The organism is Lysinibacillus sp. FSL R5-0849, assembly GCF_038595075.1.
Taxonomy (GTDB): Bacteria; Bacillota; Bacilli; order Bacillales_A; family Planococcaceae; genus Lysinibacillus; species Lysinibacillus fusiformis.
Genome location: NZ_CP152004.1, coordinates 1,191,137 through 1,216,365 on the forward strand (window position 1 = coordinate 1,191,137; position 25,229 = coordinate 1,216,365).

General features: G+C 37.3%; 29 protein-coding genes and 1 riboswitch. Of the genes, 21 read left to right on the plus strand and 8 right to left on the minus strand.

Annotated features, from left to right (window positions below):
- Positions 1 to 50 precede the first annotated feature (50 nt).
- Together hfq and MKY80_RS05560 are read left to right on the plus strand one after the other, a co-directional pair.
- Positions 51 to 281, plus strand: coding sequence for an RNA chaperone Hfq (hfq, locus tag MKY80_RS05555; protein ID WP_025114023.1), 231 nt, complete (start codon positions 51 to 53; stop codon positions 279 to 281).
- Between the two features lie 97 nt (positions 282 to 378).
- Positions 379 to 681 carry a rhodanese-like domain-containing protein gene (locus MKY80_RS05560; protein WP_025114024.1) on the plus strand — a complete coding sequence of 101 codons (303 nt, stop codon included), beginning with the start codon at positions 379 to 381 and terminating at the stop codon, positions 679 to 681.
- 49 nt (positions 682 to 730) lie between these two features.
- Here MKY80_RS05560 and MKY80_RS05565 read toward each other — a convergent pair whose 3' ends face one another.
- Positions 731 to 1,126 carry a hypothetical protein gene (locus tag MKY80_RS05565; RefSeq protein ID WP_089985387.1) on the minus strand — a complete coding sequence of 132 codons (396 nt, stop codon included), beginning with the start codon at positions 1,124 to 1,126 and terminating at the stop codon, positions 731 to 733.
- A 270-nt stretch (positions 1,127 to 1,396) separates the two neighbouring features.
- Here MKY80_RS05565 and MKY80_RS05570 point away from each other — a divergent pair, with 270 nt between their 5' ends.
- From MKY80_RS05570 to cobT, 3 genes are all read left to right on the plus strand, one after another.
- Positions 1,397 to 1,699: a hypothetical protein gene (locus MKY80_RS05570; RefSeq protein WP_239355306.1), complete on the plus strand. Its 303-nt coding sequence runs from the start codon at positions 1,397 to 1,399 to the stop codon at positions 1,697 to 1,699.
- Between the two features lie 65 nt (positions 1,700 to 1,764).
- Positions 1,765 to 2,247 (plus strand): DMT family transporter, encoded by a 483-nt coding sequence (locus tag MKY80_RS05575; protein ID WP_239355307.1) that lies wholly within the window; start codon positions 1,765 to 1,767, stop codon positions 2,245 to 2,247.
- A 59-nt stretch (positions 2,248 to 2,306) separates the two neighbouring features.
- A riboswitch (cobalamin riboswitch) is annotated at positions 2,307 to 2,484 on the plus strand.
- 93 nt (positions 2,485 to 2,577) lie between these two features.
- Entirely contained in the window at positions 2,578 to 3,633 is a 1,056-nt protein-coding gene (cobT, locus tag MKY80_RS05580) for a nicotinate-nucleotide--dimethylbenzimidazole phosphoribosyltransferase (protein ID WP_089985388.1), read from the plus strand.
- A 67-nt stretch (positions 3,634 to 3,700) separates the two neighbouring features.
- Here the strand turns inward: cobT and MKY80_RS05585 are convergent, their stop codons facing one another.
- Positions 3,701 to 4,306, minus strand: a complete 606-nt coding sequence (locus tag MKY80_RS05585) for a trimeric intracellular cation channel family protein (RefSeq protein ID WP_043989801.1) — start codon at positions 4,304 to 4,306, stop codon at positions 3,701 to 3,703.
- A 339-nt stretch (positions 4,307 to 4,645) separates the two neighbouring features.
- Here MKY80_RS05585 and MKY80_RS05590 point away from each other — a divergent pair, with 339 nt between their 5' ends.
- The 3 genes from MKY80_RS05590 to glnA all read left to right on the plus strand — a co-directional run bounded on the left by MKY80_RS05590 (position 4,646) and on the right by glnA (position 7,820).
- Complete coding sequence (locus MKY80_RS05590) at positions 4,646 to 5,896, plus strand: methionine gamma-lyase family protein (protein ID WP_089985390.1); 1,251 nt, start codon at positions 4,646 to 4,648, stop codon at positions 5,894 to 5,896.
- Between the two features lie 157 nt (positions 5,897 to 6,053).
- A complete protein-coding gene (locus tag MKY80_RS05595) occupies positions 6,054 to 6,431 on the plus strand; it encodes a MerR family transcriptional regulator (protein WP_008174727.1) in 378 nt (125 codons plus the stop codon).
- A 54-nt stretch (positions 6,432 to 6,485) separates the two neighbouring features.
- Positions 6,486 to 7,820, plus strand: coding sequence for a type I glutamate--ammonia ligase (gene glnA, locus MKY80_RS05600; RefSeq protein ID WP_008174724.1), 1,335 nt, complete (start codon positions 6,486 to 6,488; stop codon positions 7,818 to 7,820).
- Between the two features lie 92 nt (positions 7,821 to 7,912).
- Here glnA and MKY80_RS05605 read toward each other — a convergent pair whose 3' ends face one another.
- Positions 7,913 to 8,224 (minus strand): CotD family spore coat protein, encoded by a 312-nt coding sequence (locus tag MKY80_RS05605; RefSeq protein ID WP_025114030.1) that lies wholly within the window; start codon positions 8,222 to 8,224, stop codon positions 7,913 to 7,915.
- Positions 8,225 to 8,681: 457 nt separating this feature from the next.
- Here MKY80_RS05605 and MKY80_RS05610 point away from each other — a divergent pair, with 457 nt between their 5' ends.
- The 6 genes from MKY80_RS05610 (at position 8,682) to MKY80_RS05635 (ending at position 15,246) form a co-directional block, all read left to right on the plus strand.
- On the plus strand, positions 8,682 to 9,689 hold the full coding sequence (locus tag MKY80_RS05610; RefSeq protein WP_008174719.1) for an iron-siderophore ABC transporter substrate-binding protein: 1,008 nt from the start codon (positions 8,682 to 8,684) through the stop codon (positions 9,687 to 9,689).
- A gap of 112 nt (positions 9,690 to 9,801) precedes the next feature.
- On the plus strand, positions 9,802 to 10,818 hold the full coding sequence (locus MKY80_RS05615) for an iron ABC transporter permease (protein WP_342532330.1): 1,017 nt from the start codon (positions 9,802 to 9,804) through the stop codon (positions 10,816 to 10,818).
- Positions 10,811 to 11,851 (plus strand): iron ABC transporter permease, encoded by a 1,041-nt coding sequence (locus tag MKY80_RS05620; RefSeq protein ID WP_008174715.1) that lies wholly within the window; start codon positions 10,811 to 10,813, stop codon positions 11,849 to 11,851. Before MKY80_RS05615 ends, MKY80_RS05620 begins: the two co-directional genes overlap by 8 nt.
- A 50-nt stretch (positions 11,852 to 11,901) precedes the next feature.
- A complete protein-coding gene (locus MKY80_RS05625; RefSeq protein WP_342532331.1) occupies positions 11,902 to 12,729 on the plus strand; it encodes an ABC transporter ATP-binding protein in 828 nt (275 codons plus the stop codon).
- The gene (locus MKY80_RS05630) at positions 12,726 to 13,496 is read left to right on the plus strand and encodes an IucA/IucC family C-terminal-domain containing protein (protein ID WP_342532332.1); all 771 of its coding nucleotides are present in this window, start codon (positions 12,726 to 12,728) and stop codon (positions 13,494 to 13,496) included. Before MKY80_RS05625 ends, MKY80_RS05630 begins: the two co-directional genes overlap by 4 nt.
- Before the next feature lie 394 nt (positions 13,497 to 13,890).
- Entirely contained in the window at positions 13,891 to 15,246 is a 1,356-nt protein-coding gene (locus MKY80_RS05635; protein ID WP_008174711.1) for a YjiH family protein, read from the plus strand.
- A 15-nt stretch (positions 15,247 to 15,261) separates the two neighbouring features.
- Here the strand turns inward: MKY80_RS05635 and MKY80_RS05640 are convergent, their stop codons facing one another.
- Together MKY80_RS05640 and MKY80_RS05645 are read right to left on the minus strand one after the other, a co-directional pair.
- Positions 15,262 to 15,993, minus strand: a complete 732-nt coding sequence (locus MKY80_RS05640) for a CPBP family intramembrane glutamic endopeptidase (RefSeq protein ID WP_089985393.1) — start codon at positions 15,991 to 15,993, stop codon at positions 15,262 to 15,264.
- A gap of 174 nt (positions 15,994 to 16,167) precedes the next feature.
- The gene (locus MKY80_RS05645) at positions 16,168 to 17,181 is read right to left on the minus strand and encodes an acyltransferase family protein (protein ID WP_342532333.1); all 1,014 of its coding nucleotides are present in this window, start codon (positions 17,179 to 17,181) and stop codon (positions 16,168 to 16,170) included.
- A gap of 226 nt (positions 17,182 to 17,407) precedes the next feature.
- Here MKY80_RS05645 and MKY80_RS05650 point away from each other — a divergent pair, with 226 nt between their 5' ends.
- The 4 genes from MKY80_RS05650 to MKY80_RS05665 all read left to right on the plus strand — a co-directional run bounded on the left by MKY80_RS05650 (position 17,408) and on the right by MKY80_RS05665 (position 21,617).
- Positions 17,408 to 17,659: a phage holin gene (locus tag MKY80_RS05650; protein WP_025114039.1), complete on the plus strand. Its 252-nt coding sequence runs from the start codon at positions 17,408 to 17,410 to the stop codon at positions 17,657 to 17,659.
- Between the two features lie 82 nt (positions 17,660 to 17,741).
- Complete coding sequence (locus MKY80_RS05655) at positions 17,742 to 19,847, plus strand: DUF2339 domain-containing protein (protein WP_342532334.1); 2,106 nt, start codon at positions 17,742 to 17,744, stop codon at positions 19,845 to 19,847.
- Between the two features lie 260 nt (positions 19,848 to 20,107).
- Positions 20,108 to 20,860, plus strand: coding sequence for an A24 family peptidase (locus MKY80_RS05660; protein WP_090001060.1), 753 nt, complete (start codon positions 20,108 to 20,110; stop codon positions 20,858 to 20,860).
- Between the two features lie 34 nt (positions 20,861 to 20,894).
- Positions 20,895 to 21,617, plus strand: coding sequence for a gamma-glutamyl-gamma-aminobutyrate hydrolase family protein (locus MKY80_RS05665; RefSeq protein WP_043989788.1), 723 nt, complete (start codon positions 20,895 to 20,897; stop codon positions 21,615 to 21,617).
- 105 nt (positions 21,618 to 21,722) lie between these two features.
- Here the strand turns inward: MKY80_RS05665 and lexA are convergent, their stop codons facing one another.
- Positions 21,723 to 22,340: a transcriptional repressor LexA gene (lexA, locus tag MKY80_RS05670; RefSeq protein ID WP_008174697.1), complete on the minus strand. Its 618-nt coding sequence runs from the start codon at positions 22,338 to 22,340 to the stop codon at positions 21,723 to 21,725.
- Positions 22,341 to 22,458: 118 nt separating this feature from the next.
- Between lexA and MKY80_RS05675 the strand changes: the two genes are divergently transcribed.
- Both MKY80_RS05675 and MKY80_RS05680 read left to right on the plus strand, forming a co-directional pair.
- A complete protein-coding gene (locus MKY80_RS05675) occupies positions 22,459 to 22,821 on the plus strand; it encodes a LysM peptidoglycan-binding domain-containing protein (RefSeq protein ID WP_253734855.1) in 363 nt (120 codons plus the stop codon).
- A complete protein-coding gene (locus MKY80_RS05680) occupies positions 22,818 to 23,483 on the plus strand; it encodes a recombinase family protein (RefSeq protein WP_090001061.1) in 666 nt (221 codons plus the stop codon). Before MKY80_RS05675 ends, MKY80_RS05680 begins: the two co-directional genes overlap by 4 nt.
- A gap of 19 nt (positions 23,484 to 23,502) precedes the next feature.
- On the opposite strand, the gene def is transcribed toward MKY80_RS05680, so the two are convergent.
- Both def and MKY80_RS05690 read right to left on the minus strand, forming a co-directional pair.
- Positions 23,503 to 24,081, minus strand: a complete 579-nt coding sequence (gene def / locus MKY80_RS05685) for a peptide deformylase (protein ID WP_089985403.1) — start codon at positions 24,079 to 24,081, stop codon at positions 23,503 to 23,505.
- A 124-nt stretch (positions 24,082 to 24,205) separates the two neighbouring features.
- Positions 24,206 to 24,733, minus strand: coding sequence for a GNAT family protein (locus tag MKY80_RS05690; RefSeq protein ID WP_171365257.1), 528 nt, complete (start codon positions 24,731 to 24,733; stop codon positions 24,206 to 24,208).
- Between the two features lie 189 nt (positions 24,734 to 24,922).
- On the opposite strand from MKY80_RS05690, the gene MKY80_RS05695 reads away from it, so the two are divergent.
- A complete protein-coding gene (locus MKY80_RS05695; protein WP_008174688.1) occupies positions 24,923 to 25,156 on the plus strand; it encodes a DUF896 domain-containing protein in 234 nt (77 codons plus the stop codon).
- Positions 25,157 to 25,229: the final 73 nt, after the last annotated feature.

Below are 25,229 nucleotides of genomic sequence, written 5' to 3' on the forward strand. Positions count from 1 at the left end.
CGTGCTACTATAGGAATGAAGAGGTAGAAAGTTAGTAGGGAGGCTATTTGATGAAATCAATCAACTTGCAAGATACGTTCTTGAACCAACTACGTAAAAACAGTGTTTTTGTAACTGTATTTCTATTAAACGGATTTCAGTTAAAAGGGACTGTGAAATCATATGATAATTTTACAGTTTTATTATTGGATGCTGAAAATAAGCAGCACCTAATTTACAAGCACGCCATTTCTACATTCGTTCCAGCTAAACAAATAGAATTTTTAGAGACAGAAGCTTAAAAAAATTGTTAAACAGTTAGTGTGTTCTCCACACTGGCTGTTTTTTTTGCTACAGGCTATAATGATAGAGGAAATAGATATTTGGAGGACGAGTTTGATGAAATCAATGGAAACAACACAATTATTAGAACTATTAGATGCAAATGAAGACCTATATATTATTGATGTACGTGAAGAGGATGAAGTTGCACATGGCATGATTCCTGGTGCTCAGCATATTGCTCTTGGGACAATCCCAGAACGTCTAGAGGAATTAGATGAAACTAAGCCATATATTATCGTTTGTAAGGCTGGTGGTCGTTCAGCTAATGCTTGTTCTTATTTAGAGGCACAAGGATTTGATGTGACAAACCTAGAAGGCGGCATGTTAGCTTACGATGGTGAATTAGAATTTAAATAATGACATAATGAAAAAAGAAAGAGTGTATACTCTTTCTTTTTTCATATGCTTATTTTTGGAGTGAGTCCATGATAAGGCTAAAGTTTTTTTCAAAGTTCTTGTACGGGTTCACATTTTTTTGCCCGCGAACCTTTGAAGCATAGCTGGCAAAATTTAAACCAGCACCGTATATTTGTAAAGCGCCATTCGCAAGATCTCCCTTTTGTAAAAGCTCAATGCCATCCTTTAAGAAATTTTCACTCTCATCGAAATGACATTCCGCCATGTATTTATCTCCATTATAAAATAATTTCAAATTTTCCATAATGACATACGCTGTTTCTTCACTGATGGAAGCATCAACATTCATTAATAACTGATTAATCGGTTTCACTAACTGAGCGTAATGACTATCATAATTTTCACAAGTCTCTGCAATAGCGTTTCTTAATTCTCTTGCATTCATTCTAACTCCTCCTTAAAAGAAAATTTTATCCATACCTATGAAGTAATTAGCGATTCCTTTTCCCTTTATCTATAAATCGTACTCTATAATTTTCAGAAATATGTTACAATTATATCGGTGAAGGAGGGATTTTGTATGTTTCGTTCAATAGCACCCCCAACAATGTCTTGACAGTAGAATCTACTGTCAAGGCATACAATAACAGTTTGCTCATTTTCAATAGATTCTACTGTGTAGGTTAATGCTTATACGTAGAAAGTAGGAATTGTAATGAGCGGAAAATTAGCGTTTGTATTATCCATGATTATTTTTGGCGCAGTTGGTGTTTTTGCCAAGTATATCCCTTTGTTTTCAAGTGAAATCGCTTTTTGGATGAGTTTGATTGGTGCTTGTTTTTTGATAGTGATTTTTATTTATATAAAGGAAAGTTTAACGAAAAGAAGTATTCTCAAAAATAAGTGGAGATTAATACTTTCTAGTGTTGCCTTATGTGGGAATTGGATTTTCTTATTTCAGGCTAAGAAACAACAATTGCTAATGCTGCACTCAGCTATTATTTTGCACCAGTACTAGTAATCTGTTTATCTCCAATAGTCTTAAAAGAGAAGCTAGTTAGCAGAAAAATACTGTATGTCTGTGTGGCCATTTTTGGCCTATTTTTGATTGTCCAAAGTCAAGGCACTGGAGACAGTAAACATTTTATTGGCATTGTCTACAGTCTTATCGCCGCATGCTTTTATACAGCTCTAACATTTACAAATAAATGTATATGTGGCTTAAAAGAACCGGAAAATACAATTATTCAACTATCTTTAGCAGCTTTTTTCCTTTGTTTTTATATACTTGGGACAACAGGGTTTCAGGTTATGACACTCAGTTTTAAGTCAGTCCTATTATTAATGACATTAGGTATTGTCCATGCAGGGGTTGGATTTTTATTGTTCTTTTGGGGCATGTCAAAGCTGAAAGGGCAAAGTATAGCCATACTTAGCTATATAGCTCCACTAACATCATTAGTCATTTCAACGATGATTATTGGAGAAAAAATGACGCATCTACAAATAATAGGAGCGGTCCTATTATTAGGGTCAACATTGCTAAGCGAGCTAGAAAAAGAATAGGCATACGAGTATCGCATTTAAATATTGACAGAAGAAATATGCTGTCGTAGATTAAAAGTAGTTTAATACAAGCATTAGGTGCCCATTAAGGGAGAATAGGGAATAAAGTGAAAAGCTTTAGCGGACCCGCCACTGTAAAAGGGAGTTTAATAGTGAAGACCACTAGCTCATTGCTGGGAAGGTACTATGAAATGTTGAACTTAAGCCAGGAGACCTGCCTATTTGCTTTAAGTGGATATAGATGATGGAAAAGTCTGTAGTTTATTTGTCATGACAATAAACTACAGGCTTTTTATTTTGTCTTCATGAAGAACGAGAGGAGAAATGACAATGCAATTATTACATGACACAATTCAAAACATTCAAGGCGCTAATAAAAATAGTAGGGAGCAAGCAAGGAAGCGAATAGATATTCTATGTAAGCCGCCAGGTAGCCTAGGTAAATTAGAATCCATTGCTGTGCAACTTTCTGGGATTACAGGACAATTATATCCGGTGATTGATCAAAAGGTGATGATTGTCTGTGCAGCAGATCATGGAGTTTGTAAGGAAGGTGTGACGACGAACCCACAAGATGTTACTTTATTTCAAACATTAAATTTTCCAAAAGGAGGTACGGGTGTTTGTGCGATTGCAAGTGTGACGAATACGAAGGTTGTAACGGTAGATGTTGGAGTAAAGGATGATCTTCCACTCAATGCGGGCGTAATCGTTCATAAAGTAAAATATGGTACAGATAATATGGCACAAGGCCCTGCTATGTCTAGAGAGGAGGCCATTCAATCTATTGAAGTGGGGATTCGTGTGGCAACAGATGAAATTATAAAAGGAGCCAATCTACTTGGAACAGGAGAGATGGGCATCGGTAATACAACGCCGAGTACTGCGATTTTAGCTGTTTTGACTGGCTATGACCCAATTGAAATAACAGGGTTTGGAGCAGGTGTTGGTCAAGGAGGAATTGCTCATAAAGCAGAGGTCATTGAAAAAGCAATTACGCTCAACAAGCCCAATCCTAACGATATCATTGATGTTCTAGCTAAAGTTGGAGGGCTAGAGATTGGGGCTATGGCTGGTATCATCCTTGCAGCCGCAAGTTACCGAAAACCTGTTGTGATTGATGGATTTATTTCAACTATTGCTGCGCTTATTGCTTATCAAATTGAACCAAAAGTAAAGGACTTTATTATACCTTCTCATGCATCGGAGGAGCCAGGGGCTAAAATTGCCGCTGAATTACTAGGAGTGGAACCCATGCTAAACATGAATATGCGGCTAGGAGAAGGTTCCGGTGCAACACTAGCCTTTCCTCTATTAGATGCTGCTTGCTCAATGATGAAAAATATGGTGACACTGGAAGAAGCAATGAATCTTTTGGCTAAATAGTTACGGAAAAACAATTAAGCGCAAATAGTTAAGGAACAATTTGCGCTTATTTAATCAATGATAGACTCTATGCCCGATTCAACCTTCGCAAAGGTAAACGCCATTTCATCATATAGGAAAGAATACGTAATGCTGTAATTACCGCAAATAACATATAAAGGAAAATGTCTCCTGTAAAAATATCAAATCCAATAACAAGCCCTGCGAGAGCAGCCCAAACACCATAGACTTCGTCACGAAGAACAAGTGGTTTTCGTCTAGCTAATAAGTCACGCACGATTCCACCACCTGACCCTGTTAAGACCGCAGCTACAATGACAGCACTAATCGGCATATCCAGCTTTACAGCGTAGAGTGCGCCTTGAATAGCAAATGCTGATAAGCCAATTGCATCTGTGAAATTGCCCCAACGATGCCAGTGTTGAATCAAATGATGAGGGAAAATAAAAAATATGGTAATTGCTGCAAGTGCAATTTGAAACATCATATCCTGTCCCCATAATGTTGTGACAGGTAGCCCGATAAGTAAATTTCGGATAGCCCCTCCACCAAAAGCAGTGACGATACCGAGTATATAAACACCGAATAAATCGTATTCCTCTTCCATTGCAATAATTGCCCCAGAAATAGCAAAGGCAATTGTACCAATAATACTAAAAACTTCCCAAGCCATCCCTTTCACCCCTTCTATAAATAAATGAATCTCATTCCTAAAGCAGAAAGATCCTGTAAGTAACAAAATCTATGAATTTAATAGCCAAAATCCATCATTAAATACTCTTCTTGAAATAAGTCCGCACATTAGCTTAGCGTAAATTTCGCTGAGAAACAATAGGCAAGTTTTACAGGTACCTATACAAATTGATAAGATGTTAATGAAATAAAGAAAAACATCTGTTATAAGCGTTCATTACAAGTAGACGATTAGGGAATTCTAGCATAATCGAGGTCCATTTAGATTCAAGTTTACGGAATGATATGCATGACAATTGTGAAATGGAGAAGAAAAAGAATGACGTTTACATCTAATTTATCAGCATCGACGCTATCTTTAGCGGCAACAATAGAAGAGAGAGTGAGACCTTTTCATGCTAAGGTGGAAGAGATGGCGTTTTATAACCAGCAAAAAGTGCTAGCGGCATTTCGAAAACATCAAGTTAGTGATTATCATTTACACCCATCCAATGGCTATGGCTATGACGATGAGGGACGCGATAATTTAGAGCGTGTCTATGCCGAGGTGTTTGGAGCTGAGGCTGCCATTGTTCGACCGCAGATTATTTCAGGGACACATGCAATTACGCTTAGTCTATTCGGTGTGCTACGTCCTGGTGATGAGCTGCTGTATATTTCTGGTCAGCCATATGATACGTTACAATCCATTGTCGATGGTGGTGACAAAGATACAGGTTCCCTGAAAGATTATCAAATCGGTTATTCACATGTTGATTTACTGGATAATCAAACCATCGATTGGGCCGGTGTGAAAGGGGCCATAACAGCAAAGACGAAAATGATTGCCATTCAACGATCAAAAGGCTATGCAACACGTCCATCCTTTTCTATTGCAGAAATTGCTGATATGTGTGCAAACATTCGTAAGTTAGCACCGGAGGCCATTATTTTTGTTGATAATTGCTATGGTGAATTTGTAGAAAAGCAAGAGCCTACAGAGATTGGTGCTGATTTAATGGCAGGCTCCCTCATTAAAAATCCTGGTGGAGGATTAGCGAAAATTGGAGGCTATATTGCAGGCAGAGCAGATTTAGTGGAGAAATGTGCGTACCGGATGACATCACCAGGGATTGGGGCAGAAGCAGGAGCGACATTAAATACATTAGGTGATTTTTATCAAGGATTTTTCCTAGCTCCACATGTTGTATCACAAGCGTTAAAGGGTGCCATTTTTACGGCTGCTATGCTGGAGGAAATCGGGATGAATACATCTCCAAGTTACCAGGCACATCGGACAGATTTAATACAATCGGTTTCTTTCCAAACCGCACAGCAAATGATCGCCTTTTGTAGGGAAATACAAGCCAACTCGCCAATTAATGCTCATTACGCACCAGAACCAGCCTATATGCCAGGCTATGAAGATGATGTCATTATGGCAGCGGGAACATTTATTCAAGGCTCTAGCATAGAGCTTACAGCAGATGGTCCAATACGTCCGCCTTTTACAGCCTTTATACAGGGTGGACTAACATATGAGCATGTAAAATTTGCCATTTGTAGTGCGGTACAAGCTATTCAAAAATAGAGAGGAGGAAATGGACAAACCGTAAATTTGAATAGTTTTTTACAATTTTCTCTCGGATTGAAAAAAATAGTGCCAACCATGTTAGGAAACCTAACATGGTTGGTTGACAGTGAAAAAATTTCGTTATATGATAAGCGGGTATTGGAGGAGGACTTAAATGAGTCGTGAAATTAGACGAACTATGCCGTTATTATCAATGAGTATTGTAATGCAATTAACTGAGCTCTCGGCACGACAAATTCGTTATTATGAAGAACACCATTTAATTGAGCCGCACCGAACAGAAGGCAACCGTCGAATGTTTTCATTAAATGACGTCGACACATTGCTTGAAATTAAAGACTACTTAGAACAGGGTATGAATATGGCGAAGATTAAAAAAATATTTGCTAAAAGGAAAGATCCTGTTGCTACAATTGAAGAACAAGATTTAAGTGATTCTGAATTACGTCAAATTATGCGCGAAGAAATGCGACAAGCACAGCGCATGCAAAAATCATCCATCCGACGAGGGGATTTATCTCGATTCTATTAAAAATAGGGTAGGGTAAACATAAAAGCTAGACAAATTATAGGAGTGTGGAAAACTGTGGGTAAATACACAAAAGAGGACATTAAACGTCTCATCGAAGAAAAGAACGTAAGCTTTATTCGTTTACAATTTACAGATATTCTTGGCACAATCAAAAACGTTGAGATTCCTGTAAGTCAATTAGACAAAGCAATGGAAAATAAAATGATGTTTGATGGCTCATCTATTGAAGGCTTCGTTCGAATCGAAGAATCAGATATGTATTTATATCCTGATCTTGATACTTTCGTAGTATTCCCTTGGACTTCCGAAAAAGGGAAAGTAGCACGTCTTATCTGTGATGTATATACTGCGAAAGGCGAACCGTTTGCTGGTGACCCACGTAACAACCTAAAACGTATTCTTAAAAAAATGGAAGATATGGGCTTCTCAAGCTTCAATTTAGGGCCAGAGCCTGAATTCTTCTTATTCAAATTAGATGCAAAAGGCGAACCAACATTAGAAGTAAATGACCATGGTGGTTACTTCGACTTAGCTCCAACAGATCTAGGTGAAAACTGCCGTCGTGATATCGTATTAGAGCTAGAAGAAATGGGCTTTGAAATCGAAGCTTCTCACCATGAGGTTGCTCCTGGACAACATGAAATCGACTTTAAATATGCGGACGCTGTTACAGCTTGTGACAATATCCAAACATTTAAATTAGTAGTGAAAACAATCGCTCGTAAACACGGTCTACATGCTACATTTATGCCAAAGCCATTATTTGGTGAAGCAGGTTCTGGTATGCACTTCAACGTGTCGCTATTTAAAGGTAAAGAAAATGCATTTTATGATGAATCTACAGAATTAGGACTATCTAGTACAGCTATGCAATTTATGGCTGGTGTCCTTGCACACGTACAAGGTTTCACAGCGGTTACAAATCCAACAGTTAACTCTTATAAACGTCTAGTACCAGGTTATGAAGCACCATGTTATGTAGCATGGTCAGCACAAAACCGTTCACCACTTATTCGTATTCCTTCAGCACGTGGCCTTTCAACTCGTGTAGAAGTTCGTTCAGTGGACCCTTCTGCAAACCCATATTTAGCAATGGCTGTTATTTTAGAGGCAGGTCTAGAAGGTATTCGTCAAAACTTGACGCCACCAGCAGCTATTAACCGCAACATCTACGTGATGTCAGAAGAAGAGCGCCAAGCAAATGGCATTGAAAACCTACCAGCGGCACTTGATGATGCTTTAACATTATTGGCTAAAGATCAAGTAGCACAAGCTGCTTTAGGTGAGCATATTTACGCTAACTTTAAAGAAGCAAAAGAAATCGAGTTCGATATGTATCGTACAACTGTACATCAATGGGAACGCGATCAATATTTAAAAATGTATTAATAACGCATAAAACCGAGTACCTCTGAGAGAGGCTACTCGGTTTTTGATTTGTTTGAAATAATAAAGGGGCATTACTCGCCCCTCACTATCTATTAATAGCCCATATGTTTATGGGGATGATGCGGCATATGACAAGGGTTAGGTGGCATACCGCACATTGTATGTGTTTCACAGCATTCATTAACAACTGATTCTGTGCATGGGAAATAGTATTGATGATCAATCATATGTTTATTCACTGTTGTGACATGTGCTGGTTGTACATGTGGAACAACTGTATGGATATAATTTGTACGGACATATTGCTCGGGTGGTAAAAATTGTGGTGGATCAAATTGCATTGGCATTGTTTGTGGCGGACAGCAGTGTGGACCTTTTGCCGGATGGCGTCTTCGTTGAAACATGTTATAACCTCCTGTTTTGATAAGTTGTCGTTCATTATTAAGATATGAGATAGACGTCAATAGGGACTATTTATTTGCCTATTATTGAATAGGTAAATCTAACAAGTCGCTGAAATGGTAGAAAATCTAATGTTGATTTGCCTACAAATTAGGTGAAAGAATGAACTACCAAAAGCTTTTTTCACATTTTACCGCTGTCATAATGATGTTGAATCGACCTAATGTTGAAATAATAATTCCCTACATCTTGGCATGATTGTGTCGAAATTTTTACAAATAAACAACAAACCTAATGCTTCTAAACTATAGATAATCGAGCTGGAAGCTAAATGAGCATAAAAAATTAATAAAAAAGTATATTTTTTGAAAAAATAGATATTGTCAATAAAACAGTCATACAGTATACTCTTTAATTGATAATGATTATCGTTATTGATTATAACTTAGGAGGAAATGTATGTCGAAATTATCACTACGCAATAAAAATATTTTTATTCTTTTTGCTTTATTATCAATAGTATCTCTCTTGATGGTTGGATGTGGAGATAAAGCAACAAACTCTAGTAGTAGTTCACAAGAAACGGATAAAGCTGAAGAAGGTAATAACGAGTCTTCTAGCCGTGAAATTACCCACGCTATGGGCACTACGACAATTGAAGGAACACCTACAAAAATCGTTACTCTATACCAAGGGGCTACTGATGTAGCAGTAGCAATGGGCATTAAGCCAGTAGGAGCAGTAGAATCTTGGGCTGAAGCACCTTTTTATAATTATTTGAAGAAAGATTTAGATGGTGTTGCGGTTGTTGGACAAGAAACACAACCAAATCTTGAAGAAATTGCAAAGCTTAAACCAGATCTAATCATTGCATCGAAAGTTCGTCATGAGGAAATTTATGATCAGCTATCACAAATTGCACCAACTGTTGCTCATGAAACGGTATTTGATTTCAAAGGTACAGCTGAAATGATGGGTCAAGCAATGAATCAAGAAGAAAAGGTTAAAGAGTTATTTGGAGAATGGGATACGCGAGTTGCTGATTTCCAAACAAAAATTAAAGAGAAGCTTGGCGATAAATGGCCATTCCATGTTTCGGTTGTCAATTTCAGAGCAGACCATGCACGTATTTATGTAACTGGGTATGCAGGGTCTATATTGTCGGAGCTTGGCTTCCAAGGTCCTAAAAATTTAACAGATGACTCATTGGAGATCGTCAAGCTAACGGATAAAGAGAGTATTACGCAAATGAATGCCGATGTCATTTATATGTTCATGGAAAATGATGAGGCAGTGAAAAAGAATTATGAAGAATGGACAAATCATCCACTATGGAAAGAGCTTGATGCTGTGAAGGCAAATCAAGTTTATCAAGTAGATGAAATCAATTGGAATCTAGCTGGTGGATTTATTAGTGCTAATTTAATGCTAGATGATATTTATGACAAATTTGAATTAGATAAATAGAGAAAGTGATTAGGGCTGTTTAAATGACAGCCCTCTCCTTGTAGTGTTTAACCTATAAAAACCTGCAACTTTTCTCATAAGTTAAAATGTGGATCAAGAAAGTTGGCGCAAAATGAGAATTTTTCTTTCTACTACCTCGATGAAACAACTAGGGTTGTTCATCAGTTGTTTGATCCTTTTGCTGACGTTTATGTTCAGCATAACTATTGGTCAAACATCCATTCCCTTCTCGTCAATCTATGATGCCATTTTTCATTATGATGCTGCTAATAAGGAGCATGTCATTATTCGAACATCTAGATTTACAAGAGCTGTGATCGCTACAGTAGTTGGCGCAAGCCTTGCTATCTCGGGAGCATTAATGCGGGCATTAACTAGAAACCCTTTAGCAGCTCCTGATATTTTAGGTATTAATGCAGGGGCAATATTTTTTATTGTCAGTGCCATTACTCTTTTTTCTGTTAATTCCTTAATGAGTTATATGTGGATTGCCTTTTTAGGTGCTGGTGCAGCGGGAGCTATGGTGTTTTTCCTTGGATCATTAGGGAGAGATGGTTTAACACCGATTAAAATAGTGTTAGCTGGTGCAGCGATTACAGCTCTATTTGTCTCGTTTACGCAGGGGCTTTTAGTGATTGATGAGCAAGGTTTACAAAGTGTACTCTTTTGGTTAGCGGGGTCAGTATCCGGTCGAAGCATTGACATGCTCATACCTGTCCTACCATTTATTTTAGGGGGCACAGTCGTGGCAATAGGTATGGGTCGTTCAATAAATATTTTACAATCAGGCGATGATATTGCAAAAGGCTTAGGACAACGAACGATGCTGACGAAACTCACACTTGGTATCATCATTATTATTCTTGCAGGTAGCTCAGTTGCTGTAGCAGGTTCAATTGGCTTTATTGGTTTAATTGTCCCTCATATTGCGATTCATCTTGTTGGTATGGATTATCGTTGGATTATACCGTTCAGTGCGGTATTAGGAGCTATCTTGCTGCTGCTTGCAGATATAGCAGCAAGATACGTAATTATGCCATTAGAAATGCCAATTGGTGTAATGACTGCATTAATTGGTGCTCCTTTCTTTATTTATATTGCACGAAAGGGGTTAGCAAAAAATGTCTAATTATAGGACGATTCGAATGAAATCCGATCGCATATCTTTTCAAATCGCCAAAAGAACTTGTTGGATTATACTATTATTAAGCTTATTATTAGTCATCATTACGATTATTGGCTTATCTGCAGGTAGCGATTTTATTCATCCTTTCATAGTAGTGAAGGAGTTATTAGGCTACGGGAACGGAGAGTATGATTTTGTCTTACATACATTAAGGCTCCCACGTATATTGATGGCCTTATTAGTTGGTGCTGCGCTAGGAGTTGCTGGTTTAATTTTACAAGGAATCATACGCAATCCGTTAGCTGCTCCAGATATTATTGGTGTAACGAGTGGAGCGTCTATGGGTGCAATTATTTTTATCGTGTACTTTATGGGATCAGTCGGTATTCAATTTTTACCATTAGCGGCCATTTCAGGTGCGGCCATTATCTCCTTTATCATTTACTTGCTATCATGGAGAAAAGGTGTCACACCTATTCGCATGGTGCTTATTGGAATTGGGATTTCCGCATTAGCAAAGGCAGTTGTAACCATGTTACTGGTCATCAGCGAGGTAGCTGCTACTACGAAGGCCTATCTATGGCTGACTGGAAGCTTGTATGGGGCGAATATGACAGATGTCTATTTGCTTTTACCGTGGGTGGCTCTTTTATTACCTTTAACATTTGTATTAGCGAGAACAGTCAATGTGAAGGAATTAGGAGATGACATTGCGACAGGGCTGGGCGTAAAGGTTCAAGTGTACCGTTTGCTTTTTTTACTCATTAGTGTCATGCTAGCTGGTTCTGCGGTTGCTTTTGCAGGTGGAATTGCCTTTGTTGGATTAGTAGCCCCTCATATGAGTAGACTGCTTGTAGGGCGTTCTTTTGCAGGATTAATACCCGTTACTGCTATAATTGGTGGCATTATTGTCATTGTAGCTGACATTGTTGCACGAACAGCCTTTTTACCAAAGGATTTACCAACAGGCGTCTTTACGGCTGCTATTGGAGCACCATTCTTTATTTATTTACTATTTAGAACGCGCAATCAATAATGCCTAATGATAAATGAGTTAAAAGCGTGAGAGAAGAAGGTGAAGGGATTTTGAAAAACGTCTTAGAAGTACAAAATCTAGATGTTAGCTATGGTGAAAATCTTATTTTGGAAGATTTGAATCTTCAAATACCAAAAGGGAAAATTACGGTACTAGTAGGTGCCAATGGTTGTGGAAAATCTACGCTCCTAAGAACGTTTGCCCGACTGCAAAAACCAAAGTCGGGTGAAATTTTTTTAGAAGATCATCCACTAGATGCGATTTCAACTAAAGAGGTGGCAAAACGTTTAGCCATTCTCCCACAGGGACCTGTTGCGCCAGAAGGATTAACTGTTCAACAATTGATTAAACAAGGTCGTTATCCTCATCAAAGCTGGTTAAAGCAATGGTCTACAGAGGATGAAAATATTGTGAACAATGCTCTTGAGGTGACACAGATGACCGAATTTGCAGATCGCCCAGTAGATGCATTATCCGGGGGGCAGCGCCAGCGTGTGTGGATTGCTATGACATTAGCTCAAAAAACAGATCTTATTTTACTTGATGAACCTACAACTTATTTAGATATGGCTCATCAAGTAGAAATTTTAGATTTACTATTTGATTTAAATGAAAATGAAGGCCGTACAGTTGTTATGGTATTGCACGATTTAAACTTAGCTTGTCGTTATGCTCATCATATTGTAGCTGTGAAAAATAAACAGGTGTACGCACAAGGTAAGCCAGAGGAAGTGGTGACACCTGAGATGGTACAAGCTGTCTTTCGGATGGACTGTACCATAATGAGAGACCCTCTATTTGGAACGCCGTTATGTGTTCCGCATGGTAAGGGACGAACAGTTCAGATGGAAGCATTTGAGGAGGTTGCGGCCACTTGAGCAACAAACTGTCAGCTGAAGAAATACCAATATTATTAAGGGATTATCGATTGACGTTTGAGCCAGCAATAGACGCTACTTACTCCATAAGTGCCAAAAATCTATTGGACGCTGAACAGGCTCTAGTCTATTTACAAACAATCGCTCCTTTTTTTCAATCGCCTTCTTTATTAGTGACGGCATCGTTATTTGGAAAGCGCTATAGTGTTTTGACGATGGCTTCAGCATTCTATGCCATGTCGAGATATGATAAAGGGCTACAAGTTGCTATCGAAAATATTTGGGTAGAAGCAGAAGGTCATGCGAAACCATGGCTGCCTAACGTTCGGTTTATTGATCATACGGTGTCAGAACCTACAACAGATCGTAACGCATGGCGTGACGAGGTGCTTAAAGGGATTTTTGCGGATAATCTAGCAAAAGCGTGGCAGTCATTAACGAAAATAAGTAAAATTCCAAAAACAATTTTATGGGAAAATACCGCTATTTATGTCAATTGGCTATACGAAACGAAAATAAGAGAAGGGGCCAATGAGCAAGAAATCAATCGCCTACAAGAGGACTATGACTACATTGTAAATCAGGCACCAGGTGCTCTCTTTGGCGAGAAGAAGAATCCTTTGACGAAATATTGTGGACCGAAAGTGAAGATAAAGGAATCCAAGCACCCTATACGCTTAAGAAAAACATGTTGTTTTTATTATCATACATCTGACGAAACAAATGACTATTGTATCTCCTGTCCTAAAATCAAAAGGCTCGTTTAACCTCATAAAGTATATCATTCCTCAAAGTGAATAAATGTCGTGTTTATTCACTTTTTTTTCCTAAAAAATTTCTGTTTGTTATGTTGAAATATTGTTATACTAGATTGAAGTGTCAGTAGTTTGTCTGTATAAAAATTCAATTAGCTGTAAGTTTTAACCAATTTACTTGTGGCTTTTAACTAGTTTTATAACAAAGTAATGTTATAAAAACATGAATGATGTAAGTGTTTTTCTGTTTAAAGCTCAAAACTCAATTGTTTTTGTAATAGTATTTTAACAAGGTATGATGGGAGATTTTGAATGGACACAACATGTCGAGCTCGTAGAATAGTAGATTGGGAAATAGATCAAATTGCAATTTCATGCTTAATAGAAATGAGGTTTTAATCAAAAAATGAAAAAGTATGCTGTTTCTACATATGTTTATTTTATTATCCCTTCTTTAATTGGTATTTTTTTATTTATGACACCTGTCTTAACAGAAGAAGGCTGGAAGGTACCGATTGCGATTTTAGCAAATGTTTTAGCAACTATTGTTGCTCCTATCATTAGTTATTTTACAATTATTATGTTTGCCATTTCAGCAATTGGCGCACTTATGGCTAAATTCATACCACGTAAAAACGTGAAAGAGCCAAGTATTTTAGATACATTGTTTTATGTTAATTGGTTTTGGACGATTACCCGCTGTATCGGCTTAGTTTTTGCTTCGATGGTTGTCTTTAACTTTGGTCCTTTTGCCATCAATAACGAAAATACTGGTGGATTACTGATGGACCCTAATGGTGGACTTGTAACATTTTTATTTACCATCTTCTTGTTTGCAGGATTCCTTCTGCCGTTTTTGACTAATTTCGGACTTCTTGAATTTTTCGGTACAATGATGGTGAGAATTATGCGCCCCCTATTTAAAAGTCCAGGACGATCTTCCATTGATGCCCTTACATCATGGGTCGGTGATGGAACGATTGGTGTGTTAATGACAAGTAAACAATATGAAATGGGGAACTACACCAAAAAAGAAGCAGCCATTATTGCAACAAGCTTCTCTGTAGTATCTATTACATTTTGTATCGTAGTATTGGATACGGTTCATTTGGCACGCTATTTTATTCCTTACTATTTAACAGTTGTCTTTTGTGGAATTGTATTAGCGATTATTATGCCTCGTATCTATCCACTTGCACAAAAGGAAGATACCTATATAGATGGTACGCCTGTAGACTATTCACGTGAGGAATTACCAGAGGGCTATAATTTAGTCTCACATGGTTTAGAAAATGCACTAGCTGTTGCCCATGCCAATCGTGATCCACGCAAATTTATAAAAGATGGATCTAGAAATGTCATTGATTTATGGATAGGTGTTGCGCCTATTGTAATGGCTTTTGGTACGGTTGCTCTGATGCTGGCTGAATTTACAAGTATCTTTGTGATTTTAGGCAAACCCTTCGAGCCTATTTTAACGGTACTTGGCTTACCAGAAGCGGCAGAAGCTGCACAAACAATGGTGGTGGGCTTTGCAGATATGTTCCTCCCTTCTATTTTAGGTGCGGGTATTGAATCTGATACCACTAGATTTGTCATAGCAGTTGTTTCTGTCACACAGTTAATTTATATGTCTGAGGTGGGTGGACTTATTTTAGGTACGAAAATTCCATTGAAATTTTTCGATTTAGTGGTGATATTTATATTACGTACACTTATCTCACTTCCAATTGCTGCATTAGTGGGACACCTTTTATTCTAATCAAAATGCCAAGCCCTAGGTGGACTTGGCATTTTTCATGAAATTAATAGCATAGGATTTCTTTACTCGCTTCCATAAAACAAGCATATAGACAAATAACACTAAAATAATAAGATAACCACTAAGCGTAGGGCTCTCTACATTTCCCATAAAGTTAAAGAAATTATTGAATCCATGGAAAAGAATCGTAATAATAATCGATTGCCCATCTAAAATAAGTAAAGAAAGAACAAGGCCCACTAAAAGGGCATAGATGATTTGAATAATAGTATCTTCAAGCGATTGCCCACCAAGTAATTGTAAAGCATGTGTAATGCCAAACAATAAACTAGAAATGAATACCGCTGTAAATGCACCTTTGGCAAGAAGTATTCGCAGCATAAGGCCCCTAAATACGGTCTCTTCTATAAATGCCACAATAAGCACTTGCATTAAAAACATAAAAATAAGATCGCTAAATGATGTGAGATTTAATCCTTTTGTACTTACAAAGATGATTCCTAAAACGAAAAGTAGCGGTAAAATCATTAATAAATGATTCTTTTGAATGGGATGAAAGAAATACATTTGCCAGTTTTTTTTCAGAGCAATATAAAAGAAGAGTCCCAATGCTAGCGGAACTAACATAACAAACTGTAACAAAGGGCCAGATGGTTGTTTAATAGAAACAAAAGCTCCGTTACCAACATAGAAAAGTATGATAAGAAACTCTAAGCCAATTATTTTGGCAATCACTTTTTGTTTCATTCTGTTCATTTCCTCCTAATCATGCTAGCAGTAATTAATAAGAAGACACTTAAAAGAAAGTACTTCCGAAAAGAATAGGGAAATACATTCTAAAATGATGTTAAAATTCTCAACACGTAATAAATGTACTCGCCATAATTAATGAACTATTATCCATTGTATCAAATTTTTACCTTAATCACGGATTGGCTTTTTTTGGTGAGATTTGCCGATCAAGTAAGCACTAAAGGGGAGAAAGGAAATAATTTTTATGAGCAGCATACAGACGAGTAAAGTAGCTAGAAAAAGTGAAGTAACTTGTAGAGAAGTAGTAGGGAGTAAGGCACTATAGGGTGCTAGATATTCTTGAATAAGCCAGTGAATTAAAAAGATACCAAAGGAATAACGACTGATGATATGGATGAAGGGGAGCTTAGGCAAAATTTGAGCAAACGCTAAAATAAAAATCGTCATCGCTAACACGAATAGCATCATATCGATTCTTCGTGATGTAATTTGCTGGTCGCCTAAATAATAATTTATATAGATCATGACTGTTGCAAGTATGACCGATAAAACGGTAAAGAACTTATATTTAACGATATAATACGTGAATTTTTCATAATGACGACCAATGAAATAGGCAAATACAAAATAAGGAAGCCAGCCTATGAAGAGCAGTCGCATAAAATGATCATTTTCTACGAAGGTATCTAGATTTAATTTTGCTAGTGTCATATAAAAAATCCCCAGTAAGAACATAATAGGAGCAAACCATATACTGGATAGCTGATATTTTTTCACAATAAAAAAGAGAATATAGAGCTGAAAAATGGTCATGACAAACCAGCCAGAAAAATCCCCTAAAATAATGTGACGATACAAGGCATTCCAAAAATTTTCGCGATAATGAAAGGCTGCATTAGCCGCATATAAAATACCAGCAGCTACAAACGGCATGACAATAAACTGAAATCGATGCCATAAAAAATGGGAAGGTAGCTGATGTTGATAGCGATTAGCTAATATTAGTATAGATAATAAAATGAAAATGGGTGTAGCGGCACATAGTAATAGTCTAAAAAATTGATAGAATGGTTGATCAATAAAGCCATTAATAATTTCAATATTTGTCGTTGCGTGCAATAGCACAATACTTAAACAAGCAATAGCTCTCAATGCGTTCCACTCGTACACTATCTCAATCACCCTCGATTTCAGTAAATTGGCGAGCATCTCCTCCAGGATGCAACCTAACTAACTATATGAATTTGGCATTCTGGTTACAACTGGTCTGTCTCGTCACTCGAAAATAGTTTAGTTCGCAAATTATTATTAAAAACACCTAGTAAACTTGTCAAAAGCTCCATTTTTGCATATGTGTCACATAACCTCCCTGCATATACTGGGTCAAGAGGGGGGGAGGTGAGCTTTTATGAGAATTAACTGGAAGGTTCGTCTTCAACATATACCATTTTTACTAGGGCTATTTTCATTGTTACTCTTACTCGCACAACAAGTAGGGGCTATTTTCGGCTTTGATTTGACAGCTGCAATGAGTGAGCAAATTGCATCTATTTTAAATACAGTTCTATCTATTCTTGTATTAATGGGTGTCATAGTGGACCCAACGACAAAAGGTACAAGTGATAGTGAAAAGGCATTAATGTATAGGAGACCACGATAAATTATTCAAAAAAGTGTAATTTTACAATAAGGATAAATATGTTATAATGTTAGAAAATTGATAAAGTGGGGAGGATGATTGAATGTCCCTTGAAATGGAACGAAGAGTGGCTAAACTTGAGGAGGAAATGGCAGATTTACGTCAGGAGTTAAGTGAATTAAGGCGAATTCAAAGCAATGAAAAAATAAATACTCTTGATGCAAGACAGTCCATGATCGAGCAATCGGTTCCAATACAACCAACACCAACACCAACACCAACACCGAAACCGACAGTGGAGCCGAAGTCTACCCCAGTCAAAACAGCACAAAAAGAGGTGCAACCACAGCCATCGATGGAGGAACGTGTTATGTGGGCACTTCCAAAAGTATTCATGGTTATTTTAGTTATGGGGGTACTTTGGGGTCTCAAACTTGTTAGTGACTATGGTTATTTATCGAATGGCGTGAAAATCATCCTTGCCTATTCATTATCGGTAGGATTGGCGATTATCGCTTATATTCTGGAACGTAGAAAAGTAGGCTCACCTGCTATTACGGTCTCATTATATGGTGGAGCATTCATTGTTGGGATATTAACGACTGCAGCTAGTGCCATTTTGTATGAAATCATCCATCTTACACCAGCACTTGGTATTACGGTTCTTTATATTGGCTATGGTATTGCCATAAGTTACTTAAAGAAAAATGAGGCATTAACTGTTTTTGTTGCTTTTACCTCGTTATTACTACCTTATTTATTAGAATATATGGACTTTAGTACCGTCATTATTTTACTATTTGTTATCGTTTTATTTGCCATGCTGCAATTGGTTGTCCAACAGCACAAGCAAAAGCTTGCTCTTTATATTTCAACCTTTTTCTCAGTGCTAGCAATAGGTGTTGTAGCATTTATGAATCATGACAAGCAAGTTGTCTTTGCTTTTGGTTTACTTGCTATACTAGCAATCTTTTATGTAAGCTGGTGTCGATTATATAATGCACAATCTAAATGGAAACCTCTTCATATTGGTCTCCAATTTTCGTTAGGGTCATTTAGTTTATTGCTGATGAACCTGATCATACGTTCACTCGAATATGGAGAAGCGGTGCTACTTATTTTCATTGGTTTATTAATAGCATTAGCGTTTTATAGTCATCGTCAAAAATGGCAGGAAGTATTTGATAGTGCTATAACACTCGCGTTTATTGCCGTATGTAATACGCTACTTATTATGAATATCCCTGATAAAGTGGATGATTTACTATATCCATTGATCGCTTTTGCAGGTGTAATGATGAGCTTACGATTACGTGCCAGTATGATGAAGGTAGTCACATCATTTTTCCTTGTGATTACATTATTGCTAAACTTCATTTTCCATGAACCGACACCATTTATTAGCTTTGAGCATTTAAGTCTGTTCATGCCAATTATTTATCTAGTAGTCATTTACTTGTATGCTAGACGCCCAAAAGAAACGTTATCACCTTTTGAGAAAGTCATGAAGGATTTATATGCCATAGATATTTTAGCAGTAATAGCCACAGGCTACTTCTTAGCATATATGAGCAAACTAGATTCAGCCTATTTCGCGGCAACAAATGGTATTCAGTATTTGATGTGTATTGCACTAGCTGCTTTGTTTGCAGGATCTCTGCTCGTGTCAGAGAAATTCAAAGGGCGTGCTTTAACACCTGTCCTTGGAGCATTCTTTATAGTATTATCTTTGATGATCAGCACAAAGCCTTCTATGATGGATAGCTTAAATATGATGACCAGATTAGTTTATATAGCAGTAATTATGGCGATTATTGTAGACGTTCTAGTAAAGGGCCGTATTTATCGGCTGTATGAAGAGCGAATGGGGAAATATGTAGACACTATTGTTAGCTCAGGTGTCGTACTCACAATGATCTCAATATGGGGGCTTGTTCATCAATTTACGTATAGTCATCTACTTGATTGGAAGCTAAGTATAGCTCTTACAACGATTACATTATTCCTCACAGCGAGCATTTCGCTATGGCTTAGTTCCACACAACATTTAAAAACGCTTCGTACTACAGGTTTTGTTATTTTAGTCATTGCGTTTATCAAGCTTATTTTCTTTGACTTATCAGCCCTTGATTTATTAATTAGAGCTGTTCTATTTATAACAATTGGTGGCATTGGCATGCTGTTGTCTGGTAGGTTGCTGAGGAAATAAATTGAAGAGATTCCAATAATTTTTGGAATCTCTTTTATATTGTGCTAAACTGATACTACTCTTACTCTACTCCCTCTTTCTTCGTACCTTATGACTTCAAACCTTTTATGAAATATTCTTCAAATACATCACTCATTTTCAATGTCCATTGTTTTGAATAACATTCGATACGTGGATTGCTGAGCAAGACTACAATAATTATATGAATAGGCGCATCATACTTATTGTATGGGCGCCTATTGGTTTAGGAGGACATAAATTTGGAAATGGCTTATACAATTATCATTTTTTTAGTTGGTCTAGTCTTTGGCTCTTTTTATAATGTAGTTGGCTTACGTGTGCCGCGGAAGGAGTCTCTTGTATATCCTTCCTCCCATTGTACGAGCTGTCAGAGACAATTGACGGCTCTTGATTTAGTGCCAGTATTGTCTTATCTGTTTTTAAGAGGAACATGTAGAGGCTGTGGCTTTAAAATTTCTTGGCTATATCCAGTGATAGAATTGTTAACTGGGGGATTATTCGCCTTTGCTTATTTGGAGCTAAACTGGAGTTTAGAATTTATAGTAGCTTTATCGTTCATCTCATTGTTAGTCATTATAGTTGTTTCAGATTTTATCTATCTGTTAATTCCAGATAAGATTCTTTTATTCTTTTTGCCTTTTTTGGTCATAGGACGTGTACTGTCACCCTTAACACCTTGGTGGGACAGCCTAGTGGGTGCACTCGTTGGTTTTGGCATATTATACAGTATTGCGGTCTTATCGAAAGGTGGAATGGGAGGGGGCGATATTAAATTCTTCTTTTTAATTGGTCTCGTTCTCGGTACTATTCATACGTTGTTGACTTTATTTATTGCCGCTATCATAGGTATGATAATCGGAATAGTTGTCTTATTAAAGCATAAACAAGGAAGACAAACACATATTCCCTTTGGTCCATCTATTGCATTAGCCGCTACTATTGTTTATTTCTACGGAGATTCGTTCATCAATTGGTATTTAGGTTATTGGTAAGTGTTTAATCTTCAATGTTGTGGAGGGGAATCAAGTGAAGCCGATTATTGGAATTACAGCTTTTGTAGAAGATGATTTATCAGCTCATTTAAATGCTGCTTACAGCAAAAGTATTATTAAGGCGGGTGGTATCCCCCTTATTATTCCGTTAGGTGTGGAGGAAGATGCTGCTCAAATTTTAGCCCTTACGGATGGCTTAATGCTATCGGGAGGCTATGATGTACATCCTTTTCTATTTGGAGCGGAGCCTTCACCAAAGCTAGGTAAAATTCATCCAGCTAGAGATGCCGTGGAATTAGCATTAATTGAGGCTGCATTTGTACGTAAAATGCCTATTTTTGGCATTTGTCGGGGTATCCAAATATTAAATGTTGCATTAGGTGGGACGTTATATCAGGACATTGATAGTGACCATTATAGTACGAAGCTAATCAAACATATGCAACAAGCTGGTAGGTCAGTAGCAACGCATTATGTACAAATTATTGCGGAGAATTTATTAGCGACTATTCTGGAACAAGAGAAAATTGCCGTCAATTCTTTTCATCATCAGTCAGTGAATGTACTAGCGGAGAATTTAAAAGTTGCAGCGAAATCAAGTGATGGCATTATTGAAGCAGTGGTGCATGAAGAATTACCATTCTGTTTGGCTGTCCAATGGCACCCAGAGGAATTAGCTGTAGCGGGAGATCAGCATGCACAAAAGTTATTTGCAGCATTTGTTGAAGCGAGCTTGAAATTTAAAAAAGAAGCATAGAGAGGTCATTGTAAAAAGAATCCAATAGTTAATGGATTCTTTTTTTTGCGTAAAAAAGAGGATATATGCTCAGTGAAGGAACACAATCCTCAAACCCTCATTTAATTAATGTACACGGCGGTAAAGACCAACAACTTGTCCCAAAATTGATACTTGATCGACGATAATCGGTTCCATTGATGAATTTTCAGGCTGTAAACGGAAATGGTTTTTTTCCTTAAAGAAGCGTTTTACAGTAGCTTCATCCTCAGCTGTCATGGCTACAACAATGTCTCCGTTAATGGCCGTTGACTTTTGCTTTACGATCACTAAGTCACCATCTAAAATTCCTGCTTCAATCATCGATTCACCCATAATTTCTAACATGAATAACTGATCCTCACTCGTGCCATATGTATCTGGCAGTGGGAAATACTCTTCAATATTTTCGATAGCTGTAATAGGAGAACCTGCTGTAACCTTCCCTACAAGTGGTACATGGATGACATGTTGCTTTTGGATGGATTCCTCAGGCTCAAGAATTTCAATAGCACGTGGCTTAGTTGGATCTCGACGAATAAAACCCTTTTGTTCTAATCGAGCCAAATGACCATGAACAGTTGAACTTGAAGCAAGTCCAACAGCTTCCCCGATTTCACGGACTGATGGCGGATACCCTTTAGCTCGTACCTCGTCTTTAATGAACGCTAAAATGTCCTCTTGTCTTTTCGATACTTTTTTCATGATTGCTCACCTCTTTTTTCTAATATCAATCTTCTTATTTGATAGTATAACAGAATGCGAACACGTATGCAAACATAGGTTCGAAAAGTGTTTGACAAAAACGTTTGTTCGCTTTATTATGAGAACATACATTCCGAACAAACATTCTAGAAATGAGGTTTTAATGATGACATGGCTAAAGAAAAATACACATATCACTATATTATTAGGTGCTTGTTTACTCTTCGCAAGTTACCTTTACATCACTGATCCGGGGGATGTTAATTACGCTGAAATTCAAATCGAACATGGGGATAGCTTGTGGTCGTTAGCAGAACAATACCGTGGTAAAATGAGTAAAGAAGATTGGATTAAGCTTGTCAAATCAGAAAATGAGTTAGCAGACATTAAAATCGTGGCAGGTAAATCTCTAGTCATTCCAGTTTTGAGTGATCAAGCCAGTCCCATCAAAACTATTGAAATTGCGAGAAACGAACAATGAAAAATAATCAAATGACGGCTGTTGTCTATTGCCGAGTAAGTACTGAAAAAGAAACGCAAAGCTCCTCATTAGAGCGCCAACAAGAAGAATTAGTGCACTATGCTAAAGAACAAGGCTATGAAGTAAAGGGTGTTTTTAAAGATAAGCATAGCGGTTATGATGTTGAACGCGAAGGCTTACTTGAAATGCTTGATTTTATAAAAGAGAAGGAAATAAAAGCTCTTTTTGTACAAGATGAAACTCGTTTAGGTCGTGGAAATGCAAGAATGGCAGTATTGCATTTATTACAAAAATCAGCAACAGATGTTTATTCGATGCGTGATGCAGGACCAGTCCAATTAAACGAAATGGATACGATGCTACTAGAGATTTTAGCAATTGTAGAGGAATATCAACGTAGAATACATAATGCAAAAATCCGCAGAGGTATGCGACGTGCTGTTGAAAATGGCTATCGCCCTGAAAATAACCTATCCAATCGTGGCAATCCACATGGTCAGGAACGGAAAGAACTCCCTGTTGATGAAATTGTGAAGCTACGGAATCGTGGTTTTACCTTTGAGGAAATTTCCATTACGCTTAGAGGACTAGGCTTTGAGGTAAGTAAGGCAACCGTACATCGCCGATTCCAAGAGCATCAAGAAAGATTAGCAGGCAAATAATATAGCCCGCTAATTTTTTTTAATATAAGCTTTCAATAATAACATTTTTGGGTAGCTGAAAAGGGTTATCTTTATTAATTCGATCATAAAACATAATGCCGTTTAAATGATCGATTTCATGTTGTACAACGATAGATTCATAGCCTTTTAAAGACATAATAAATTCCTGTCCATCAATATTATAGGCTTTTACTTTAATTCGTTCATATCTTGGTACAAAACCGTGAACAGGTCGATTAACAGACAGACACCCTTCACCCTCAGGCAAATAGATCATATTGAAAGAATGGCTCATTACTTTTGGGTTAATGAACATCATTTCATGTTTTTGGTCGTGATTCTCAAAAAGTACAGCAAACATTCTCTTATCTACGCCAATTTGATTGGCAGAGAGGCCACTACCAGGACGGAGTTTATACTTTTTTATTAAAATCGGGTCTTGGCTGTTTTTTAAATATTGAAGCATAGAAAATAATATATGTCGGTCCTCTAAGGGAACTGGTATGGCAACGTCTTGCGTTTGTTTTCGTAATAGGTCTGAGTGTTCTTTTACAAAATCTTTCATAGTAATCATGTAATCAGGATGAAATTTTGCCATCGAAACATACCTCCTCAATAGGACTTCTTCAGAAGTTCATCAAGCTAAATTGTATGGTCGGATCATAGATGCAGTGCCCAACAACGTTTATAGGCGCGCATTTTCACAAGCGTTTAACGTTCTTCTAATCTTCTAATAAAATATTCCAATCTTCATGTAAAACTGCGTAATAGTATTCGTCCCACCATTCATTCCCATATGGTATACACTTTTTAAAATATCCTTCACGCCTCATTCCGATCTTTTCCATAACTTTATAGGAAGCGATATTTTCGGGCTGACACGTTGCAATAATTCTATGAAGTTTCTTTTCATTAAATCCATAGTCTAATACAGCACGAGCAGCTTCAGAAGCAAAGCCTTGATTTTGATAAGCTGGATTTAGTACCCAACCGATTTCATAAGTATGATCGCCGAAACAAGGATGGAAAACGATATGACCAATCACTTGCTCGCAATTATTTGAAACAATAGCAAAATGTTTTGCTTTGTCGTTACTATTTTCTGCAATAAATTTCTTTGCCTGTTCTTCATTGAAAACACCTTCAGGCATATAGTGCATCACTTTTTCATCTGAAGTATAGCTATAAACAGCTTCCCAGTCCTGCTCTTGAAATGTTCGAATGAGTAATCGCTTAGTTGTCACGTTCACATGTATATCCTCCAATAGATAGTTAAATTTTTCCTTCCATATAATATTTATACACTTCAAACATCTGGAAGTCATGTGTTTTTTATTTCAACAGCTTGAATAGGGGTTGGTATAACTGCATTTAATGGGAAACCGTGCTATACTTTGCATACTGAGTTCAATAAGGTAGGTACTGAAAGGTGTGTAACGATGTTATCAAAAGAAAAAATTAACCGTATAAATGAACTTTCTGCTAAAGCGAAAAGCGGTCAACTAACGGATGAAGAGGCAAAGGAGCGAACAGCGCTTCGTAAGGAATACTTAGATACATTTAGAGCAACAATGCGTGATACGATTGAAAACGTAAAAGTGGTTGATGCAGAAGGAAATGATGTCACGCCTGAGAAGGTAAGACAAGCGAAAAAAAATAAATTTCTAAATTAATGTGACACAATTCAATAAAGTATGTATGAAAATACAAATAGTATTACAAAAGCATTGTTTTCTAAAGCAATGT